Origin of the sequence: Paenibacillus hodogayensis (assembly GCF_039536325.1) — a bacterium.
Taxonomy (GTDB): Bacteria; Bacillota; Bacilli; order Paenibacillales; family NBRC-103111; genus Paenibacillus_AB; species Paenibacillus_AB hodogayensis.
The window spans coordinates 132,968-154,406 of record NZ_BAAAYO010000007.1 but is presented as its reverse complement, the minus strand read 5'-3'; the positions used below and the strand labels follow the sequence as shown (position 1 = coordinate 154,406).

The 21,439-nt window shown below is 54.9% G+C and carries 15 protein-coding genes; 1 reads left to right on the top strand and 14 read right to left on the bottom strand.

Features of this window, described 5'->3' with window-relative positions; all coding sequences use genetic code 11:
- Positions 1–50: 50 nt before the first annotated feature.
- The 7 genes from ABD796_RS15730 to ABD796_RS15700 form a co-directional block, all read right to left on the bottom strand.
- Complete coding sequence (locus tag ABD796_RS15730) at positions 51–3,170, bottom strand: hypothetical protein (protein ID WP_344909101.1); 3,120 nt, start codon at positions 3,168–3,170, stop codon at positions 51–53.
- Positions 3,171–3,260: 90 nt separating this feature from the next.
- Positions 3,261–4,604 (bottom strand): ABC transporter substrate-binding protein, encoded by a 1,344-nt coding sequence (locus tag ABD796_RS15725; protein WP_344909100.1) that lies wholly within the window; start codon positions 4,602–4,604, stop codon positions 3,261–3,263.
- Positions 4,605–4,633: 29 nt separating this feature from the next.
- Positions 4,634–6,874, bottom strand: a complete 2,241-nt coding sequence (locus tag ABD796_RS15720) for a family 78 glycoside hydrolase catalytic domain (protein WP_344909099.1) — start codon at positions 6,872–6,874, stop codon at positions 4,634–4,636.
- Positions 6,875–6,911: 37 nt separating this feature from the next.
- Positions 6,912–7,808: an AraC family transcriptional regulator gene (locus ABD796_RS15715; RefSeq protein WP_344909098.1), complete on the bottom strand. Its 897-nt coding sequence runs from the start codon at positions 7,806–7,808 to the stop codon at positions 6,912–6,914.
- Positions 7,809–8,252: 444 nt separating this feature from the next.
- Positions 8,253–10,097 carry a right-handed parallel beta-helix repeat-containing protein gene (locus tag ABD796_RS15710; protein WP_344909097.1) on the bottom strand — a complete coding sequence of 615 codons (1,845 nt, stop codon included), beginning with the start codon at positions 10,095–10,097 and terminating at the stop codon, positions 8,253–8,255.
- 75 nt (positions 10,098–10,172) lie between these two features.
- Positions 10,173–11,477 carry an ABC transporter substrate-binding protein gene (locus tag ABD796_RS15705; protein ID WP_344909096.1) on the bottom strand — a complete coding sequence of 435 codons (1,305 nt, stop codon included), beginning with the start codon at positions 11,475–11,477 and terminating at the stop codon, positions 10,173–10,175.
- Between the two features lie 19 nt (positions 11,478–11,496).
- On the bottom strand, positions 11,497–13,056 hold the full coding sequence (locus ABD796_RS15700) for an FAD-dependent oxidoreductase (protein WP_344909095.1): 1,560 nt from the start codon (positions 13,054–13,056) through the stop codon (positions 11,497–11,499).
- Between the two features lie 157 nt (positions 13,057–13,213).
- On the opposite strand from ABD796_RS15700, the gene ABD796_RS15695 reads away from it, so the two are divergent.
- Positions 13,214–14,254, top strand: coding sequence for a LacI family DNA-binding transcriptional regulator (locus tag ABD796_RS15695; RefSeq protein WP_344909094.1), 1,041 nt, complete (start codon positions 13,214–13,216; stop codon positions 14,252–14,254).
- A gap of 52 nt (positions 14,255–14,306) precedes the next feature.
- Here ABD796_RS15695 and ABD796_RS15690 read toward each other — a convergent pair whose 3' ends face one another.
- The 7 genes from ABD796_RS15690 to ABD796_RS15660 all read right to left on the bottom strand — a co-directional run bounded on the left by ABD796_RS15690 (position 14,307) and on the right by ABD796_RS15660 (position 21,418).
- Entirely contained in the window at positions 14,307–15,173 is an 867-nt protein-coding gene (locus ABD796_RS15690) for an HAD-IIA family hydrolase (protein ID WP_344909093.1), read from the bottom strand.
- A gap of 56 nt (positions 15,174–15,229) precedes the next feature.
- A complete protein-coding gene (locus ABD796_RS15685) occupies positions 15,230–16,261 on the bottom strand; it encodes a metallophosphoesterase family protein (protein ID WP_344909092.1) in 1,032 nt (343 codons plus the stop codon).
- A gap of 52 nt (positions 16,262–16,313) precedes the next feature.
- Positions 16,314–17,609, bottom strand: a complete 1,296-nt coding sequence (locus tag ABD796_RS15680) for an ABC transporter substrate-binding protein (protein WP_344909091.1) — start codon at positions 17,607–17,609, stop codon at positions 16,314–16,316.
- A 73-nt stretch (positions 17,610–17,682) separates the two neighbouring features.
- Positions 17,683–18,615, bottom strand: coding sequence for a metallophosphoesterase family protein (locus ABD796_RS15675; protein ID WP_344909090.1), 933 nt, complete (start codon positions 18,613–18,615; stop codon positions 17,683–17,685).
- Between the two features lie 43 nt (positions 18,616–18,658).
- Complete coding sequence (locus ABD796_RS15670) at positions 18,659–19,480, bottom strand: carbohydrate ABC transporter permease (RefSeq protein WP_344909089.1); 822 nt, start codon at positions 19,478–19,480, stop codon at positions 18,659–18,661.
- Positions 19,481–19,504: 24 nt separating this feature from the next.
- A complete protein-coding gene (locus ABD796_RS15665) occupies positions 19,505–20,662 on the bottom strand; it encodes a carbohydrate ABC transporter permease (protein ID WP_344909088.1) in 1,158 nt (385 codons plus the stop codon).
- Between the two features lie 162 nt (positions 20,663–20,824).
- Positions 20,825–21,418: a glycerol-3-phosphate responsive antiterminator gene (locus ABD796_RS15660; protein WP_344909087.1), complete on the bottom strand. Its 594-nt coding sequence runs from the start codon at positions 21,416–21,418 to the stop codon at positions 20,825–20,827.
- Between the last annotated feature and the right edge of the window lie 21 nt (positions 21,419–21,439).

Sequence of the window (21,439 nt, the reverse complement as noted above, 5' to 3'; positions counted from 1 at the left end):
GCCAACGCTACTTACCTATGAACGGATCGACGACGTTTTTCCTTAATAAATTACCACAAAATCGGCGTCAGCTGATCGTACGGACCCAGGCCGGCATCATGGGGGGTGAGATCGGTATGGCTGCCGCCGTTCGTAAAGACGCGGCGGATCGCGTCCAAATAGCCGAAACCGGCCAAATTGCTCGGCATTAAAGTATGGCCTTCCGACAGCTCGCTCCAGTTGTCAAGAAGGATCAACCGGCTGCCCAGAGAAGTCGGGGCATAGCCTGGCATGAACGAGTCTCTTAGCCACGTCAAGCCCGCCTCCCAATCGGTTAGCGGAACGTTCGTTTTCCGGCTTCCGCCCCAGGGCTCGTCGCCCCAGCCTTGGGTCAGTACAGGAATCGGATCGATGATGTTCCAGCCTTTTTGCGTCGTCAATCTACTTTGCTGCAGCGCCATATCGCCCGTAGACCATGTGTACGAATACGTGTAGTCGTAACCCATATCGCGGATGGTTTGGGCCGTAGCCGCAGTTCCACGGTTCTCGGCAATAAAGATCGCTCCGTCAAACCCTTCGGCGCGCAGCGCCGCTTCGACTTCGTCGAACACAGTCGCCGTATTGCCGCCAAGCTCCGTATTGAGCTTGTCGTATTTATATACACCGATAACGGGTTTGTTATCGATCTTCAAATAAGAAGGGTTTTTGAAATAATGCTCGATCCAGAAATTGAGAACATTCGTCTTGAAGTCTGCTGCATCTTTGACGCCCGTGCCGTTCTCGAACATAATCGCGAAATGGATCCGATCCTTATATTTGGCGTTCAGAAAGCCATCATTCAACGATGCTCCGTTTCTGGACGATTTGATCGGGAAGCCTTCGCTTCCGGGCGGTCTATACCAGCAATCGTAATACAAGGAAATGCCGTGCTCGACCATGTCCTTGATCATCCAGTCCGCTACTTCGGGGTTGCCGTCCTCATAGTAGCCGTACAAAGGCAGACGATTGTCGTAGGGCTTAAGGGCGTCATATCCGAAGTGCTGTCCCTCGCGATAGCCGCCGAACCCTTGCACCCCGATGATATACGGGGATACGACGGATACCGGTTCGGGTTCGGGCACGGCACTCTCGTATTCCCCGGCGAATACGGCGATATCGTCTACCCACCATATACCGGTACCGTTCATGGATGTGGCGAAAGCAACGGCGTCCAGGTTAGCCGCCGCGCTCCGGAACGAGACTTGCGAAGCTTTGAGCACTTTGTTGACATAGATGTCGACTTTGTTCGTAACCGGATTGGCCACCACCCGCATATCGTACCAGACGTTCGCTTTATAGTTGCTCCATACGGAAACGAACGTTCCAAGCGCATCCTCGTAGCCGATATCCCCGCCGTAAGTGGCTATCGTAACGGCCGAAGCGCCGCCGCTGCGGAGCTCGGCTTTCATCCCGTCTTTCTTCTCGGGCAGCATAAACGAATATTCGGCGGTAATCTTGGCTTCTTGGGCGGTGAAGCTTCGGCCAAGCGATACGTTCGCGGAAGTACTTGTGTCGTTGAATCGGAAGGAATTGTTTTCGTGCGGCAGATCGCTTCGAATCGTCTCCACGGTTCCGCTGCCTCCCCCGCCGCTCACCGTCCAGACAGAAGGGGCGCTGCCCGCCGCCGCGGACAAGAAATCGTCGTAGACGAGATAACCTTTGTAAAGCTCTACCGCATTCAAATACATCGTTGCCAAGCCCGAAGCCGATGTATGGACATAGAAGTTGTCCAACTCGCCCGCCGCATTGCGGAAAGGCACGCCGTCGGCGGCATAGGTCGCCCCGTTTACGTAAATATCGGCTGTTTGAGCATTCAGGTCGGCCACTACTTTCACGCCGTACAGTACATTCGCGCTATAGCCCGCAAGCAGAGTGACGGCAGAGCCCCCCGCATCCTCGTAGGCGATATTGCCGCCCGAGGTCATGATTTTGACAGCCGTCGTCGTGCCGGAACGAAGCTCCCACGATACACCGTCGGCTTTGGACGGCATCATGAATTTGTATTCCAGCACAATCTGCCCTGCGGATTGCTTTAAAAACCTTCTTTGTCCAGCGACGGAGGAAGAAGCGCTCGTATCGTTGAATTTAAGCGCTTTCCCATACGAGAGTACGGGCATATCCAAAATCCGTACCGTCCCTCCGCTTTCATCGACCGTCCAGCTAGACGGAAGTTCGGCATCTTTGTTCCAATATTTGTCGTCGATCAAATGGCCTCTGTCGAGAACGCGGGGAACGGCATCGGCAAACCGAACATCGACGTCGACCGTCTGATCGAAATCGCCTTCCACGACGAATGTATCGCCGTTGCCGACATACCAATACTCTTTCGCTTTGCGGATATGGGACGCCGCATCGCCGTACTGCCCCTTCCAATAGTCGATTTCCTTTCCGTTTTGCTTCAGGGTGAACTCGCTATTGTTGGTGCTCCCCGGTTCGGTATAGGCAACGTTGACGGCGTAATACCCCGATGCTCCGCTAAACGTAAACGAGGCGCTGTTCTGCGGGTTTGCCTTGTAAACCTTAATACTATCGAAATAGAAAGTGCCCGTATGACCGCTGCCGATTCCGATCGTAAGCTTGGAAATATTCGTTGCCGGGCTTCGAAAACCGACCTGAGCATTCGTCAACGAGCCGTTTACGTATAGGTCGAACGTATTCGCATTGGTGTCCATGACGAGCTTCAGATCGTACCAGGCGCCGGCGGTAACCGCCTGAACGGTCGTCGAGACGGAGCCGTTGTAGATCTGGATATTCCCGCCATTAAACACAATGCTTGCCGCCCAGCTGCCTTTCGAGCTGCCGATATATAGCGCATTCACCCAGCCCGCAGTCTGTTCAGCCCTCACCCTCGCTTCCACCGTTGCCGTCCCGCTGAACGGCGTGAAAGTCCGGGTCGCCGACGCATCGTTCGCGGAGCTTGTTTTGCTGATCCTCGCGCTTCTATTCGTCGCATCCGGCACATTCTCCACGGTAACCGCCCCGCCTGTCGTTACCGTCGTCCATCCTGTGGGTACGCTGCCTGCCGCCATATTGTCGAACGTATCATTCACGACATCTTTGGCCCATCCGATCGTCTCTCTTCCGAAGAACACGGGTTGAACGAGCACAAAAATCAAGAGCCATATCCAGGCAATACGCTTCTTCGTTATCATGCATCTCTCCCTTTCCATTGTTCGTCTATGTTCGGGCATCGAATCGGGCCAGTCCGTTCCGTTCGGTTCGGTTCGGTTCCGGCGCGGTTATTATTTCTTCTGCTTCTCCAATTCCTTATCGGCCAATTCCTGAATTTCCCGAAGCGCGGTATTCGGATCTTTGGCCCCGCTTCCCGCTTCGCTAATGACGGTGAACATGAACTGCTCCGCTGCCGTTTCCAATAGCGGCACGGTTTTGGGAACGGGAGTGAACGGGAGCTTGAAGACCGCCTTTACATTGATGCCTTCGATGCCTGGCAAATCGGCGCCAAACTGATCTTTGGCGGTCTGCAGCTTGAGTGCGGGAGCAAATCCGATGCGGCTGTTCGCAATCTCCACTTCATCCGAGGTCAGAAATTTGATGATCTCGAATGCCTGGTCCTTATGCTGGCTTTTCGATGAAACCGCCCATGCCGCTCCAATCCCTGCGGTGCCTCTTCCGGGAGCATCCGGCCAAGTCGGCAAGGAAACGACGTTGAAGTTCAAACCGGTTTTGCGGGCATCGATAAAGGGCTGGAAATAGGCCGACCAAGGCAGCATGGCGACCGTCATACTGTAGCAGAATGCGGAACGGTTCATGACCACCTTGTTGTCCGCCGGGTAATTTCCCGGCACCTGGTAAGCGGTTCGCAAAAAGTCCAGTATCGTCTTCCATTTCGGGTCCGTGGCAAAGGTCGTTTTCCCCGTGTTCCAATCGTACACGGAAAGGCCGAATTGCTGTTTGTATATCGGATAATAGCCCGGATCGAACCCCCGATAGTTGACGCCGTTGTCCGTTCGTGTCAATCTCTTGCCCAGCTCCAGTACTTCCGGCCACGTCATGCCGTCCTTCGGATACTCGATGCCGAATCTGTCGAAAATGTCCAAATTGTAAAACATGGTAAAGCCCTCAACCTGCCACGGGATGACATACATTTCGCCGTTGTCTCCCTGCCGCCGGGCATTTTCCAGTGCTGCGTCGTCAAACCGGCTTAGATCGAATTTGTTTTTTCCGATCAGCCCGTTCAAATCGTAGGCAAGACCAAGATCTTTCACGATTTGCACGTCGTTAGGCTTGGGCAGCCAGAGCAGGTCCGGTATATTGTTATTGATGATGTGCTGCGTCAAGCTTTTCTCGATCCCATTCTTGTCCCCCAACAATTCGATGGTCACGTTCGGAAACTTCTGCTTAATCCGCTCGGTGACCTCCAGGTCGAATGTCGTTTGGAGCGCTTGCGAATAAATTTTAAGCGTAATCGGCGTATTCATATCCACGACCGACGGAACATTTCCTTGCTGCGAGCCGTTGGCGGCTTGATCGGCATCAATGGCCCCCGCTTTGCCGCAGCCGGATGTTACCAGTATCGCGAGCAGTACCGCGTATTTTGCCATTTTTTTGTTTTCTAGTCTTTTCATACAGGTCCCCTTTCTTGTTTTGAGCAGGATCAAACGACGGAGACGCCTGCAGGCGGCTGCAATTCGGCCTTGCCGTCTCGCACGCGAACCGTAAGCACGCCCGTTGCCACAGTCAGAACTAGCGTAAGATCGCGCATGCTCCGCGGAATGCGCGGGCGGAAGCGGATCGATGTCCAGCCCGGCTCGGCAGGCGTTATGCCCAGCACGTCTTCCACCAGCAGCGGAATCGGCGCGCTCGCCCACGGATGGCACAAGCTCGTGTTCCACTTCAAACGCTTCGACCATGCTTCAAAGCAGGTCGTCGCCCCTTCTCGCAGCATGTTCGCCCAGTATCCCGTCAGTTCGATGGTCTCGTTGGTTCCGGGAACATCGGCGGCTGTTACGAGATGCTTTTCCTGCGATACGATCGTATGATAAACGAATTCGTGTTCTCCGGCCGTCGCGAGCGCTTTCAAGTAAAAATAAGCCATATATACGCCGCAGCTGAGTTTCTTCTCCTTGAGAAAGGCAACGACTGCATCGCGCTGATCCCGCGGTACGAGACCAAAGCAGAGCGGAAGAGCATTCGCATGCAAGGAAGCGTGCCCGGACATTTCGGCATCGCGGAACAAGCCGGTCGACGGATCCAGGAACGCTCTCCGAAACGATTCCGCCAACGAAGCAAGCTCGTAAAGCTCCGGCTCGCCCAATTCCCGCATGATACCGTTCGTCGCTTGCATGGCTCCGTAGTAAAACGCATTGACGACATTGTGGCAGCCGTCGATAACCGGCTTCGTCAGCGGAAAATCGTAGCCATCCCGCGCATTCGGCGGCCAGTCGACCAAATTCGCTTTATCGCTCCCTTTGCGGAGCAGCCCGTCTGCGCGGGCATAACGCCTGAAATAGTTAATGATGCCGACCGCAAGGGGAGCCATCTCCCGTAAAAACGGACGATCGCCGCTGTAGCGGTAATACTGCAACAGTTGGGCCGGCCATTGCAGCGAGTAGTCCGCATATTCCTGCATCAGGTGTCCGGGGGCTACCGCCATGAAGCCGGGACAAATGCGCGACGACAGGGCAAAATCTTCAAGCGCCTTCCGGTAAAGACGAAGGTCGCCGGTCAGCAGCGCATGGGCGGGGGCTGTAATGGAGTTGTCGCCGAGATACTGCCCCTTCTCCCGCGTCGGACAATCGACGAAGTGCTCTTGAGAGCCATACTTGACCGCGTTCCGACATATGTCCCAAATACCCTGCAAGAGCGGATCATCCGATTGGAACCGACACGCCTCCTCCGGAAAAGGATAGTGACGAACGATCGCAGCGATGCTTTCCGGCTGGACCGCATCCACCCCTCCGATCACCTCCGCCAAGCGGAACCCTTTGTAATCGTAGACTTCCAGTTCGTCCTCCCCGCCGGACAGCGTCCACGCCTCGCGGTACGTGCAGTTGCAGCGCAGCTCGCAGCGCACCCCAGAGCTGTCTTCGAGCCATTCCTCCCCGCAGCGTATTTCCAACTGCTGCCCCGATAGGCCGCGCGCGATCATGGTCAACTGGCCGGTAATTTCCCGGCCGAAATCAATGAGATAGCGACCGTCTGCCGTCGTTTCCACTTTCGTCGGGGAAACCCGGTAAACGTCAACCGACGGCGTAGACTGAAGTTGCAGAATACAGTCGCTCTCCCTGCGCACGCAAGCAGGCTTCCACGCGCTGTCGTCGTAATGAAGGTGCCTCCAGTTTGCCTCCTTCAGCCTGCTGTCGATATGCTCTGCAAACTGGGTGTCGTAGCCGATCGTAGCCGCCTCGCCCGTTCCGTACTCCAAAGACTGCATGTATTTCCAGGTTGCGTCTGTCGCAACGGTCAACGTGCCGTCGCAGAACAGCTCGGCGATTACGCCTTGACGGTAATCGGCGCTGTTCAGCGAACGATTGCACAATCCTTGATAATACGCGTGGACGGCAATAACGTTCAGCCCTTCCACCAACCATTCCGTCAGATCGTAACGGTTGTAATAATAATGAAAATGATAGCCCTGCGCCGGACCTTGACCGACAAAACGTCCGTTCACAAACAGCTTGTAATAATCGTCCGCCGAAATATCGATGTAGGCCGCACGGACCGACGCTTCCAAATCGAACGTCTTGCGGACGAGCATATGAGTATGCTTCAAATCGTTGCGGTGGGCCTCGTTGTCCGGTGAATCCGACTCTTTATGCAGCAGTTGACGGGGCTCCAAGCCTACAAATCGCTCATCCGCTATCCAATGCGCACTCCATATTTTCCTAGATGACAAAACAGTTCTCTCCTTTTCTCTAAAACCAAGCGTGCCGTTAGGCGTTAGCCTTGGCATTGGAACGATATACGCTTGGCGAGCAGCCCACCTGTCTGGCGAACAACCGGTTGAAAAACGACGGACTTTCGTAGCCGACCAGAGCCGCGACTCCGATAATCGTCTCATCCGTTTCGCGGAGCAGCTGCTTGGCCCGCTCCATCCGATTCCGATGCATCGTTTCCATAACGCTCATTCCCGTTTCGTTTTTCAATATCCGGTTGAGCTGGCGGGAGCTGACGTGAAATAGTCGGGCAATCGATTCCACATCGATCGGCTGGTAGGAATGCCTCTCCAAATATCCCCCGATGCGGCGGGCTCTCATGTCGTCGCCCGGGTCCGTCGTATCGCCCGCAAACGTTTCGTTCACTTGCTTCTTATGATACCGGGACAACAAAACGAGCAGTTCGACCAGCTTCATCTTGATCAATGTGCGGTAACCGGCGCATGTCTCCTCCTGCTCCGCGATCATGCTTTCCAGAAGATGCAGAACGGTTGCCGATTCGCGTCCGGTTAATCGCAGACGATGATGAAAGCGTTTACGATCGTTCAGAAACGGAAGCACATACAGAAAATCCATAGCCGTCATCAGCTGCAGCTCGTTCAGTAACGATTCGTGGATGAGGGCCGGGGTAAACAAACAGTTGACGATGTCCAACGTTTTGCCGTTCCTGATCCTGTAGGTGTGTACTTCGCCCGGATTAATGATAAACACATCGCCGGGTCCGATTGCATAACGTTCGCCTTCGAATTCGTGGACGGCCTCGCCTTTCTCCACGTACACCAACTCCACGAAATCGTGAAAATGAGGGATGCGGTCCGAATCGTGCCGGTATTTTTTGATCCAGAACGGAAACTCGGCATCCATAAACATGCGGGTGACATACTTGAACGCCATGCTGCATCATCATCCTTCGAAATCGTTTTTTATTTTGCCGCGTCCTTCTTATTTTCCCGTGACGGCCCGCTTCGACGCACCTCCCTACTGCCCTCCTTCCGGAGCGCAATGCTTCCCCACAGCGGATGAGCCGACATCCTTTGTTCGGACATCCTTACTGTTAGAATAGATGGAACGGCGGTTGCGATCTACGCGGATTCGGACATCGCGCACGTCCAATTCGGACAACGGCATGTCCGACAAAAGAAAAGGGGCCTCGCCCCTTCTGTCTGTTCTGTTGAGTTTCACTTCAATAGCCCCATATTTAGTTCGACAAAAATAACACATATCCTTCCAATTTTGACGCGTGAAGACTGCCGCAAAAGCTGAACTTTGACCAGGTGATTCACGGAAATAGAAAGTCCGGAAGCTTGGGCTTCCGGACTTTGGACGTTTGAACGGGACCTATAGAGTCGCGAAGGCGACGTTGTTTTGGATGGACGTTCCGGCGCCCAAATCGTTGATGCCGCTTGAATCGGGGAGGGTCGTTCCGAACAATAGCTGGTTGCCGTGAATCGTGTTGTATGTTTCGGCAGGCGACGTAACGAAGATCGCGTTCGTCGATCCGTACCGGATCTCGTATTGCGAAGTGGTATCCGGCACGATCGTCCAGTTCGTGCTGCATGTGGCCGTCTTGTTTGCCCCGTTATATGCGGCGATACTACGCTTCTGGCCGATGCCCGTTCCTCCCGTGATCGTGATCAGCATCCCGTTGTATTCGCCGCTAACCGTGGAGGCTCCGGCAGCGAGAACGATCGTGTTGCCGGTTCCCGAAACCGCTGCCCCGGCATGCTTCAACCGGTTGCGGACCATATTGCCTTGTATGCTATTGTAGCTGGAGGAAGACGTCACGATCAGATCGCAGCTGTTGGTCGTTTTCCCGCATTCGTCGATCACGTTGCCTTCGAACAGGCAGTAGTTCGATTGGCTGAGCCGCAAGCTGTTCGATTGTATATTGTAAAAATGATTATTCGCCATGGCGATCGAAGAGGAAAATCTCACATCCATACCGCGATCGGTGCTGTTTTGGATTTGATTGCCCTCAATAATATGATTGGTGCTTTTATAAATATGAATGCTCCGGGCCGGGGTATCGATCCAATTGCCGCTTATCCGGACGTCGCTCGCCTGCTGCGACGAGATCCCGCCTACCAGGCCGCGGAACCGGCTAGATGCGACGACGATTTGCTTGATCGGCCCATTCATCCCGTTAAGAATCAAGTTTCCGCCGGCATTGTTGTCGAACAGACAGCTCGCAATCGCCACTCCGCTGACGGCGGTGCCGGTATCGGGTTCGATATCGATGCCCGCTTGGGGGAGCGTTCCATTCGTATTGCCGAAGTAGCAGTCGCTGAAAAGGACCCCATCTGCGGCAACGACGCTGACGCCCTGCCTGCGATTGTTGTCGCAGCGTACGTTGTGGAATGTAACGCTGCGGGCCACGTTCGTTTTTACCTGATAATAGACGAGAACGGCTCCATCGCCCCAGCAGTCGCTGATCCGGATATCGCGCACGAGCACCTGCTCCGATCCGCCGATAGCGATGCCATACCCCCATTCTCCCGACGTGCCGGTATGCTCGTTTCGCTCCCCGACGATTTTGCCTCCGCCTTCCACCGTGACGTTCCGCTTGCCGAAAATATTGATGATCGTATATCTTGGGGAAGCGCTCGGCTTTGCTTTCAGCACGGCATTTGGACTAATGACGATCGATGTATCGTCCTTGGCTTGGATTCCGGCATTAAGCTGCCCGGAAGACGCGGCATCGGCGTTGATCACGTAGGTGCCTGGCGGAATATGCACGGTTACGCCGCCGTTTCCGATCGCCCGGTTGATCGCCTCCGTATCGTCGGTCACCCCGTCCCCTTTGGCTCCGAACCATTTGACATCGACGTATCCCGGTTCCCGGATTCGTTTGAACCGCGCTCCCAGAGCGGAGACGATTACCGTGCCGGTGTTATCGACCGATGTCGTATCGGCGGCATCGTACAGGAACGGTCCCTCCTGTCCGGCGTCGATGACGTAATATACGACGTCAGCGAGAGGATTCGTTTCCGCCCTCAACTCCGCAATCGTCGTGGCGAGGCTGGGTTCCGACAGCAAATGGCTTGGTCCGTAAACCGAAGGCAATACTGAATTCCCCGTTCCGTCCGCTTTTCCTATGGAAGAACCGTACATCGCCGCAGCCGCGCCGGTCATGCCTATGGCGGCCAACAATTTCCTTCTGCTGATTTGACGTTCATCGAACATCCGGCAATCGCTCCTTTGATTTTGTACTCGCTTACATCTTGGATCTCACCATTCCGAAAACGGTTTACGCAGCTGTTATTGCGGCGCTTCCTTGATCTTCCGATTGATTTCTTCCTCAACCTCGCGCAAAATCGTATTGACATCCTTCGTGCCGCTATAAAAATCTTTGCCCAGCGCCGTCTTGTAAAATACGTCCTTGGCGATGCCGTCGTATTTGGTCACGACTGCGGGCTTCCCGATTTTATCCTTGAGAAACGCCCCCATGTTTTTCCCGGAAACTCCCGGCAAATCCGCGGCATATCCTTGCGTCGCGGCCGGACTATCCACGATCGGCACTTTCCCCTGTCTAGCCTTGGCCGTCTGCACTTCTTCCGACAACAGATAGGAAATGAGCTGGAACGCTTCGTCCTTGTGCTTGCTGCCGGGAGGAATCGCATAGAACGGCGCAATCATCTGCGTCCCGCCGCTCGGGTTGTCGGTGAATTGGGGCAGCGTGACCACATCCCAGTTCAATCCGGTGCTTGAAGCAGCCTCGACCACGGACGATACGATGTTCGCGCCGGTCCACATCGCAACCGTCTGTTCCTTGTAAAAGCTTAGGTTTTTGTAATCGTTGTTCGGCAGAAAATAAAAGCCGCCCATCACGTCCAGCCATCGTTTCCATTCCGGCGTGTTCGTTGCCGCTTTGTTCGTCTTCGGGTCGACGAATGGAAGGCCCAATTGGTTTTTCCACACCAGATTCTGGTGCTGAAAAATAAATCCTTTGTATTCCGTCCCCTCTTCCTTGCGGGATACTTTGCGCGCAAGATCGGAAATTTGTTCCCAAGTCATCCCGTCTCGCGGATAAGCGACGCCGAATTTGTCGAATATCGTTTTATTATAGAACAGTACATTGCTATTCAGCTCGAATGGCAGCAGCAGCATCTCGCCACGGTCGGAATAGGACCGCACGCTCTCCATTACGCCCGGAAGAAACCGATTTTCGTCGAAACGGTATTTTTTCATCAGCGGGGTCATGTCGGAAATGAGACCGTAGTTTTTCAAATCCCAAAACGAGCCGAGACTGAACGAGAGGAAGTCCGGGATATCCCCGACGGTCACCAGTTGATCCATTTTCAGCTCTTTCTCTTGCGTTACTTTCAAGGTCACGTTCGGATATTTCTTGGCGATCAGCTTTTGCTCCAGCTCCAGCCACTTCGTGTTGTCGTTCGTATAATAGTGCAGCGTAACGGGTTCCGAGAAGGACGGCGCCGGTGCGGGATTCGCATCGTCTCCGGAGCCCTTCTGCATGTCGCCCGCGTTTTGCGAACAGGCGGCAAGGAGAGCCGCGCTCGCGACCCCTATGCAGCCCATCCGACACATTCTTGTCAACGTCATCATCCGACTATCCCCTTTGGCATCATTTCTTCCAAGCCAGCACCTGTCTATCTTCGAGCAGTTTCGCTTGCAGCTTCGGGTATTCCACGTCCTGCACGGCGCAGCCCGCTTCCAGAGCGAGAGCGGCCGCCGTCGCCGCCGATTGCCCCAGTATCATGAATACCGGCTCCATCCGGATCGAGCCGAACGCGATATGGGAGGCGGACAAGCAAACAGGCACGAGCAAATTGACGCACTCCTCCCCTCTCGGTACGATGGCGCGATACGAAATCGGATAAGGCGCAGCGGGAACCGTTTCCACATTCCCTTCATTGACGCATCTCCCGTCAATGACGAGACGGCGGCAATTATGCGAATCCATCGTATACGCCGCCAGGCCGACCGGATCGTCCACCACGTCATATCCTCGGCAATGATGCTCGGTCATGACGACTTCCGACACCATACGGCGCGCTTCCCGGACATATAACTGCGGCGTCCAATGTCCGCTGTCCGGATATTCGTCCGCGGGAAGGCCCCATTGTCCGACTTCGCGGCGTATCGGTTCAGGTACCCGTTCGTCGTGGCTGAGGAAGTACAGCATCCCCAGATTGTAGCGGAAATGCTCCTGAAACAAACTCTCCCGGATATGCGTACCGCCTTCCGGCCACTTATCGCCGCCCCCGATATAATCGGTGGAAACCGCGCCGAAATTATTCAAATCGGTTTTCCCGTTCGGCATCGTTTTATGCAAGCGCATCGCGTCCCACACGCCGGCCTGAATATACCGGGCCAGCAGCGTATAGGTGTCCGGATCGTAACCAGGAGGCTGCGGAAACGGAATGCGGTTATCGGGCACATTCGTCAGGCATATGCGAAAGTTGTAAGCTTGCACGCTTGCATCGCCCTGCCCCTGCCGCAGAACGGGAGCGTCCGTCACGCCCGGTATCAATCCGCTGTCCGGTTTTCCCGGGATCGTATAAGGATCAACCCAAGCTTTGAAATTATGGTTCGGGTGCCCGTAATGCACGCCCCCAAGCGTTTCGCGGTAAATCGAGTTCGCTTCCCGCCCGACATGATATCCGACTCCGGCGCGTGCCAGCAGATCCCCTTCGTACGAGGCATCGATAAAGACCGCGGCCTCGAACCGGTTGCCGTTGCGCATCGTCAACTGCGTTATGTTCCCCTCGCGCATGTCCACCCTGTCCAGCTGCTGATTGAAGTAGACAGCCACCTGAGCCGATTGCAGCCAAGCTTCATAAATCCGTTTCGCAACGCTCGGTTCAAAGGTCCACTTCGTTCCATCCGGTTCCTCGCTTCCATAATGCTTGCCGACCGCTTCGTAAAATTCGCGGGCAATCCCTCCGATCGCAGCTTTATTGCCAATATCCGTCGCGCCCAATCCGCCTGCCGTCAAGCCGCCCAAATGACGGCCGTACTCGACTATGACGACGTTCAGCCCCATCCGGCGAGCTTGGATGGCTGCGGCAATCCCGGCCGAGGTCCCCCCGTAAACGCATAAATCCGCGTGTACCAAAGACGGGCTCGCTTCGACGGCCGAATTGGCTTCGTACTTGATCTTGCCAAAATCGATGCTGTGCATGGCTCCCTCTCCCCTTGCTGTGTCGATCGTCTTTTTTTGTATCCGATTTCAATTCGATTTTATTGGAATGCAAGTTTTATTTCCAGTTGAAAAATACTTGCATTTTATATAAAATGAAACTGGAAAAATTAATGGCATCCGAGAAAGGAGCTCCCGCATGCGTAAGAAGAAATCGGTTACCCTGCAAGATTTGTCCCGGAAGTCGGGACTGTCGGTACATACGGTGTCCAAAGCTCTGCGAGGTCTGTCCGGCATGTCCGAGGAGACCCGGAATCATGTCCATAAAGTCGCGCAGGAAATCGGATACCGGAGCAAGGATCAGGAACGGGTTCATGCCGTCGAACGGATTCCGCTGCATCCCCATAAGCCCTCCCGGTTCAAGATGGTTATTTCCGACTGGACCGGATCGTTCGATATGATTCACTTGATCTTAAACGGGCTGCAGGAGAAGCTGTCGGAATACGGGCATTCGATCGAAACGGTGACGATTCCTTATCGTCTCGAACCAGGCGTCACGCTGCAAAATTGGGCGAAACTGCAGCAATTGGAATATTGCGACGGCGTTTTTATTACGCCGATGATCGGGCAGGAACAGGAAGCGCATTTGCTGCGCTATTCGATTCCGCGTATCTTGATCAATTTCCCGGGGCCTGCGGCAAAGGTGGATAGCGTCGTATGGGATGTCGGGACAGCGATTCACGAATCGGTGCGTTATTTGCTGGCAAAAGGCCATACCCGAATTATGTATATTGGCAATATCTACGTTCACAGGGGATTTATTTTGCGCTGGCAGTCTTTCGTCAATGCGATGAGAGAGGCGGGCCTGGAAGTGAACCCCGACGAGCATATCACCACGGGTTCGGGAGAGCAGGTCAACTGGACGACGCGGTTAATCGATAAGCTGCAGCAAGTGCAGCCCACAGCCCTATTAAGTGCGGTCAATCACGATCTCGTCTGGATCTACAATGCTTGCAGCTTGCTCGGCAAGCGCATCCCCGACCATATTTCCCTGATCAGTCTTGCGCATACCGAGAACGCCTTTGTACCCGAGCTATCGCGGCCGCTGCTTATGATCCGGGAGGCCGGAATCCGTGCCGCCGAGCGAATGCTATGGCGAATGGCAAATCCGCATTTGCCCTACGAGCATATTTTGCTGCAGGGAGGCTTTTATGAAGGTTCGACGGCGAAGAGGCTTTGATTCCGCGCATGCAAAAAGGGCTGCTGCTCGCAGCCCTTCCGATGATTTGAGATTATTCGCCAGTCATGGGAAGACGCATCCTGCCGTTGACGGCAAGCGTATACCACTCATAAAGCTCGCGCATATTCCGCACGATCAAGTCAGGCGCCAGATCCGTTTGCCCCAGTCCAACAGGAGTGTGATCTCCCGCCAGCCAGATCGATCGCATCCCCGCCCGGCGGGCTCCCCGTATATCGGTCTCCGCATTATCCCCGACCATGATGCATTGCTCCGGGGAGCTTCCGTGCAGCCGCATGCCGCGAACGAACAAATACGGCTCCGGCTTGCCGATTATTTCCGCGGCCGTACTGCATACCGCCTCGATCGCCGCGACCAGCGCGCCCGTCTCCGGAACGCGAATGCCATCGACGCCGGGGTGGTGCAGATCGGGATTAGCTGCTACAATCATTGCCCCCCGCGCCGATTCCGCCGCGATCCATTGCAGCTTCTCGTAGGTGAAATCCACATCCCGGCTTACGGCGACGAAGTCTGCCCTCTCGTCAGAGCGGTCCGAAAGAACCGCGTGCCCGCAAGCGGCGATCGACTTCCGCAGCGCCTCGGAGCCGGCAACTTTGACCTTCGCTTTGCCATAACGTTCGGCGAGATAATAACCTACCGCATCCGCCGCGGTTACAATCTCGCCGGGAGCGACCCGGATGCCGAACCGCCGCAGCTTCGCGGCGACTTCTTCCGCAGTCTGCCGCGAGTTGTTCGTAATAAACCCGACGTTACGCCCTTCCGACCGGAGTCGTTCGAGCAGTTCCCTAGCCCCCGGCGCGGGCTGGTCTCCGTAATACACGCACCCGTCCAGGTCGAAAAAATAAGTTTGCAGCTGAGCCAGATGCCCCACGTTCACTTCGATTGCCCTCCGTTCCTGCACGGCGCATGCCGCCTACTTTTTCAACAGCGCATTGGATTGCTCGGCTGCGATCGATTTCAATCGGCGCTTCGCTTGTAACCTTCCACGCTTGCAAAAGCATGCAGCGGAATGACGGAAACGCTCGGAGTCCCGTCCTTCATGCTCACCCACAATATGCAGGGAGGAGTCCCCTTTCCGGAAAAATTCCCGTCTTTGACAGACGGCTTGCCGCCGTAAATGCTCTCGGCGTGTGAATTGTAAGCGCCTGCGCTGCCGACTTGAATGTGCGGGTTGCCGTCCTCCTCGCTCAGCTCCACGTAATGGAGATGACCCGCCGCAACCGTATATGATCTTCCCTGCAGCATGCCCATCAGGCGCTCATACTGCCGCACGTTCGTTTTCCAGCCCGGCTGATGCATGAATACAAAGGTCCAGCGAACATCTTGATTGTGCGAAAGCACCTCTCGGAAAAACTCGATTTGCCCGTCGTCGATTGTCGGAAATCCGGCCGTTTCGCGATACGGGTGCTCGCCAGCCGCCTCCAAATTCCGATGGTACGCTTCCAGAAATTGCGTCGTCAGCTCTTGGAACCGTTCCTGCTCGCGCCGGATCGAACGGATATAGCGCCTCCAGAACTCGAATTCCCCAGGCTCGCCTTCCTTCGAAGGCTCCGTATTCACGACCAGAAACAAACAGTCATGACGGCGGAAAGCGTAGTATTCGCTGCCTTTGCGCTCGCGCCACACATCCCGCATAAACTTGTTGCCGCTATAGTCGTGATTGCCAATAGTTTGGAAAAAAGGCAGCGACAGCGCCCCAATCAGCGAATCAATCTCGTCCCATTCTTCATGCGCTTCTTCCGCATCGCTGCAGTAGCCCTCCACCAAATCCCCGACGGATACGACAAAATCGGGCTGCAATGATTTGACGGCCTGCATGGCGCTTTCGAAGACGCCGGGAACGGCGATTCCCGTCCGGTCGCCGACGATCGCGAAAGCAAAGTCCGCTTTCGTTTCAGCCCGAAGCTCGCCGGTCAACGGTATTTTGCCGGTATGCGTCAGCTTATCGTCTGTAAAAAAGGCAGTGGAATTATTCAAATTTGTAAGCATCGGTATTCTCCTCTCAATTGTAAAGGGAATCATTCCCCTCTTCAGTTGTCCGCTAGCGGATCAACGGATTGGCTTGCGCGGCCGCATCCTTCATCGCTTGCTCGGGCGTCTTTTGGTTCTGCATCGCCGCCTGCACTTGGTCCGATATGATTTTCGCAAACTTCGATCCGCCCGTGCCCGGGAAATTGAACCAAGGCACCATTTGATCGACCTGATCGTAAGTCGCCTTGGCCGCAGGCTTGTCTTTCAAGTATTGCGCCATATCCGGATCGTTTAGCGAGCTCTTGCGCGATACCATATAGCCGGTCGACTTGGCGTACGGAATCGCCTGCTTCGTATCGGTCAAATATTTGATAAAATCCCACGAGGCTTCCTGCTTCGCCTTGTCTGCGGCAAATATCATCAGATTCGCCCCTCCTGCCGGTACGAACCGTTTGCCCTCGTGCATCGGGAAAGGCGCCGTGCGCAGCTCGTATTTCGCTTGGGAGCGAATCGTTTCCAAGCCGGACGAAGTATTCACGAACATGGAGATGCTTCCTTTGCTCATCGCTTCCCATCCTTGTGTGTTCGTCAGAAGCGGCATCGATTTGTCGGCGTTAATCAGATCGGAGACGTATTTCATCGTTTTGACTCCCGCTTGCGAATCGATTCCGACCGTTTTGCCGTCCGGTGCCATCATGGAGCCGCCTAACGTTTGCAGCAGCGCCTGAAACAGCCAGGCGTAATCAATGTTGACACTGACGCCGTAATGACCGTTTGTCGTCAGTTTTTTCGCGTATTCACTCAGCTCGTCCCACGTTTTTGGCGGCGCGTCGGGGTTCAGGCCGGCTTCGCGGAACTGATCTGCATTGTAGAACAGCACCGGCGTGCTGATGCCGAAAGGCATGCCGATTTGTTGGCCTTCGCTCGTCTTGCCGAGATTCAGCATGCTCGGAAAATAGTCGCTCGTATCATACGCATCTTTTTTGATGAACGGCTCGAGCGAAATGGCATGCATCGTTTCGATGGCAAATTTCGTATAGTTCAGCCCCATCGTCACGACATCGGGCATTTTTTTGGCCGCCGCCTGCACCTGCAGCTTTTCGACGATGCCGTCATAGTAGTTGGGCACGACGACCGACTTCACGATCACCTTCGTCTGCGAGCGGTTGTACGCTTCGGTCATTTTGTCGATTAATTCGGAAACGCCATGCCAGAACTCGATTTCGATTGGAGTCGCCGCAGCTGGTGCGATCGTCTCCGATGCTCCTCCATCGGCAGTGTTCTTCGCGTTACCACAGCCAGCAACGAACAAGATGAACATAAGGATCAGTACGATAGCTTGCATTCCTTTGATCGGCTTCTTCATGTTAAAGAACACCTCTTCAGATTAATTTGTCAATCTTCCATTCTCCTGTGTTCGATTGTCAAACCACGAGCCACTACTCCAACTCGTCGACGCCGTCCAGCTTGATCGGCAGAAAATGCGGCACCCCGTCACGCATGCGAACCCACAGGACACGATGGGAATCACGAAGCCCTGATCCACCGCTTTTGCCTACTTGAATATAGAGGCTGCCTTCGACATTCGTAGCTTCCAAGAAATGCAGATGCCCGGCGAAGATCGTATGCTTCCGCCCGGCGAGCAGCGTTTGCAGACGTTTGAAGGAGGCGTATTCTTTTTTCCAAAGAGGCTGGTGCATGACGACAAACGTCCACCGTACGTCTTCATTCTCCCGGAGCAGCTTCTCGAAAAAGTCGATCTGGGCGTCCTCGATACTGCCGATAATGTAGTCCTCGACGTTGGCAGGGGGAGTCCATCCGCTTTCTTCCATGTATTCGTTTAATGCTTCCGTGTACCGGTGAGGTTCCCGGCGGATCATCCGGTTCATTTCTTGCAGCGAAATCAGGATGTTTTCCGGCAGCGAGTGTTCGCCTGATTCGGTATTCGAAATGAGGAACAATACCTCTCGAACCCGTATGGCGTAATAGGTGAGACCTTTGCGCTCCCGCCATACCTTGACCATCGTCTCGCCTGCGAAATCGTGGTTCCCGACAGTCTGAAAGAAGGGGATGTTCAGGTCTCTGATCAAGGCGTCGACTACATCCCATTCTTCGTGAGCTTCCGCTTCACTCGTCCAGTAGCCTTCGACCAGATCGCCGACGGATACGACGAAGTCGGGCCGCAATCGCTTCGTCAGCGCCAAAGCTTGCTCGAAAACGCCTGGAACGGCTGCGCCCGTGCGGTCGCCCAAGATAACGAAGCTGAAATCTTCTCCTTGCGGCGCCATTGGCTCCCCGAACCACGGTCTCATCGTCGTTCGTTCCGCGAGCTCCGGAACGATCACTTGCATCCCTTTGTCTTGATTCTTCATGACGAACACTCTCCTTATTTGTGAATGAGCGGCTTTCAGCTTGTCAGCCTTTCAATCCGCTCTGCGTGAAGCTTTGGATCATATGCTTCTGAGCGACGAGATACAGCAGCATGACGGGAACCATGGACATCGTGGCGACAGCCATTGCGGCTGTCCAATTTTTGTTCGTCTCGGCTTGGAAATATTGGACGGCGAGCGGCAGCGGCATCCGCTCCGGATCCGTCAGCACAAGCAGCGGCCAGTTGAATTCGTTGTAGCTTTGGAGAAAAACAACGATCGCAAGCGTCCATATCATCGTGCCCGACAACCGGACGTATACATGCCAGAGCACCCGAAACGAGCCGCAGCCGTCGATTGTCGCCGCTTCCGCAAGCTCCTTCGGCACCGTCAGAAATGTTTGCCGCAGGAGGAAGATGACGAAGCCGCTGGCCATGTGCGGCACAACAACGCCGGCGAGCGTGTCGAGCAGATTCAGCTTGCTGACGATCAAATACGTCGGCACCATCGTCACTTGCATCGGGATCATCATCGTCATCAGCACGAACACAAACAACGCATCTCTGCCGGGAAACCGGTAGTAAGCGAATGCAAACGCGGCGCTAACGCCAATGAAAAGCTCCCCTAGCGTCTGCGTGACACCGATCTGCAAGCTGTTGGACAGCCAGCGGAAAAAGGGGATCGCGGTGAATGCCTTCACATAGCCGTGCCAATCGACGCGAGTGATTGCAAACAGGTGACCGAATGCCTCCTCCGGCGGACGCAGCGAAACGGACAGCATCCAGACGAGCGGGATGAGCGCAATAAAAGCAAGAATGGCAAGCAGCGCGTGTTTAAACGTTTCCTCGGCAAAACGCATGGATCGCATCGTGGTGCGCCCTCCTTCGCCTTTTTATTGGTAGTGGACCGTATTTCGCGACAGCCGCAGCTGCACGACCGTAACGAATGCGACCAGCAGGAACATCACGATCGATATGGCGGCGGCCTTGCCGACGTTAAAATATTGGAACGCCTCCTGATACACTTCGTACACGAGCACATTGGAGGAGTTGTTCGGGCCCCCTTTCGTCAAGATTGCAATGAGCGCAAACGACTGGAAGGAGGAAATGATGCCGACAATGACAAGAAACAAGAGAACGGGCGAAAGCAGCGGCAGCTTAATGCGGACGAGCTGTTGAAACCGGCCTGCCCCGTCGATCGAAGCCGCCTCGTACAAACCGCGGTCGATCGATTTTAAACCGGAAATGAAAAACAGCATTTCCGCGCCGAAGCTTTTCCAGATGCCGACGATCGCCACCGCCCATAGCGACGTCCCGGACTGGGAGAGCCAATTGGGTCCCCGGATGCCGAGCATGCCCAAGTTTTCGTTCACCAGTCCGTCGTGGGGATTATACATAAAGCTCCACACGAGCGCGATGACGGCGATAGAGGATACAACCGGCAAGTAGAAGACGAAGCGATACACGGCGCGTCCCCGAATCAAGCTTTCGGTAAGCAGCGCAAGCGTCAGGCCGATTGCCATCGACACGGGCAGCGTCATCAGCACATAGCGGACCGTGTTCTTCAGGACGGTCCAGAACGTTTCGTCGTGAAGCAGCTGCCGGAAGTTGTCCAGTCCGACGAACGTTCGATCCGGGCTGATCATGTCCCATTCGTGGAAGCTCAGAAACAGCGTGTACACGAACGGATAAACGAAAAAGACGGCATACAGCACAAGTGCAGGCAGCAAAAAAAGCAGCGGCTTCAGCACATAGCGGTAGCGCCAGCCTGATCGGACTGCCGGAACCCTGCGCCTGATTGAAACAGTGGTTAACGATTCCATACTCTTACTCATTCCTCCAATATCCCCATATTCAAGCGCCCAATCGCCTCGGCAGACTCGTCCCGAATCCGTACCGCAGGCTGTCCGGCGGGCACCCGTCCAGTCTTGCTTGCGGGCCGCGTCATGGATCGTCTCCCGCCGTACGGCCTCTCCCATCGTCCTCATCCGCTCCCCGAAATGCTCGCCTGCGCGGCGGTTCGGGCGGTCGACGACCCAATTGCCATGCATGCCGTGCTTGCAGCAATGGTTTCATAGTGCTGATTCCTCCTTAGTTGGCTGTTGCCGGGACAACAAAAAAAGAGAAAGTCCGTCAACAAACAGGCGCTTGCGCCTATCGTTGTCGGGAGCTTTCTCTTCGTCATCACTCCGAGCAACCGAATTTCGGTCGGATTATGCAATTTGGGGAAAATCGGTAAACGTTGCGTTCCATAACGTCTTGCTGCTTACGGACAAACAAGTGGCGCCCGCCTGCAAACTTTCGGCCGCTTCTTCCACGGTCTGGATCAGCCCGCTGGCGATGATCGGAACCCGGTCGAGCGTATCGGCGAACTGCCGAATCACTTTGGGAACAACGCCCGGCATCAGCTCAATCGCGTCCGGCAGCAGCGAATTCGCCAGCCGCAGCCCGTTCTCGAGCGCCAAGGAATCGAGGACGAACAGGTGAAGCACACCGTACAAGCCGATCTTCTTCGCTTCCTTGATTTGATGGCTCTTGGGAGAGACGATTCCGTCCGCACCGACGTATTCGGCGATAAAACTGACCGCTTCCTTGTCCGTGCTGGACAAGCCGCGGATCAGATCGAGATGGACGAAGGTGCCTTTTCCCGCTTTCTTGGCGATTCGCACGGCATGAATGATGTCATGAACCGTTCCGCCCATGAAAAAGAGATGGTCCACCTGACTTTCGATCGCCAGCTGTACATCGTCCGGCTCGCGAATGGCCGCAATAATCGGTTTTTGCCCGATACGATGAAGTAGTGTCACGAGTCCATCGTTCCTTCCTAG

Coding starts and splice junctions, on each gene's coding strand:
- ABD796_RS15730 (WP_344909101.1), bottom strand. CDS start 3,170: ATGATAACGAAGAAGCGTATTGCCTGGATATGGCTCTTGATTTTTGTG.
- ABD796_RS15725 (WP_344909100.1), bottom strand. CDS start 4,604: ATGAAAAGACTAGAAAACAAAAAAATGGCAAAATACGCGGTACTGCTC.
- ABD796_RS15715 (WP_344909098.1), bottom strand. CDS start 7,808: ATGGCGTTCAAGTATGTCACCCGCATGTTTATGGATGCCGAGTTTCCG.
- ABD796_RS15710 (WP_344909097.1), bottom strand. CDS start 10,097: ATGTTCGATGAACGTCAAATCAGCAGAAGGAAATTGTTGGCCGCCATA.
- ABD796_RS15705 (WP_344909096.1), bottom strand. CDS start 11,477: ATGATGACGTTGACAAGAATGTGTCGGATGGGCTGCATAGGGGTCGCG.
- ABD796_RS15700 (WP_344909095.1), bottom strand. CDS start 13,056: ATGCACAGCATCGATTTTGGCAAGATCAAGTACGAAGCCAATTCGGCC.
- ABD796_RS15695 (WP_344909094.1), top strand. CDS start 13,214: ATGCGTAAGAAGAAATCGGTTACCCTGCAAGATTTGTCCCGGAAGTCG.
- ABD796_RS15685 (WP_344909092.1), bottom strand. CDS start 16,261: ATGCTTACAAATTTGAATAATTCCACTGCCTTTTTTACAGACGATAAG.
- ABD796_RS15680 (WP_344909091.1), bottom strand. CDS start 17,609: ATGAAGAAGCCGATCAAAGGAATGCAAGCTATCGTACTGATCCTTATG.
- ABD796_RS15675 (WP_344909090.1), bottom strand. CDS start 18,615: ATGAAGAATCAAGACAAAGGGATGCAAGTGATCGTTCCGGAGCTCGCG.
- ABD796_RS15670 (WP_344909089.1), bottom strand. CDS start 19,480: ATGCGATCCATGCGTTTTGCCGAGGAAACGTTTAAACACGCGCTGCTT.
- ABD796_RS15665 (WP_344909088.1), bottom strand. CDS start 20,662: ATGCATGGCAATTGGGTCGTCGACCGCCCGAACCGCCGCGCAGGCGAG.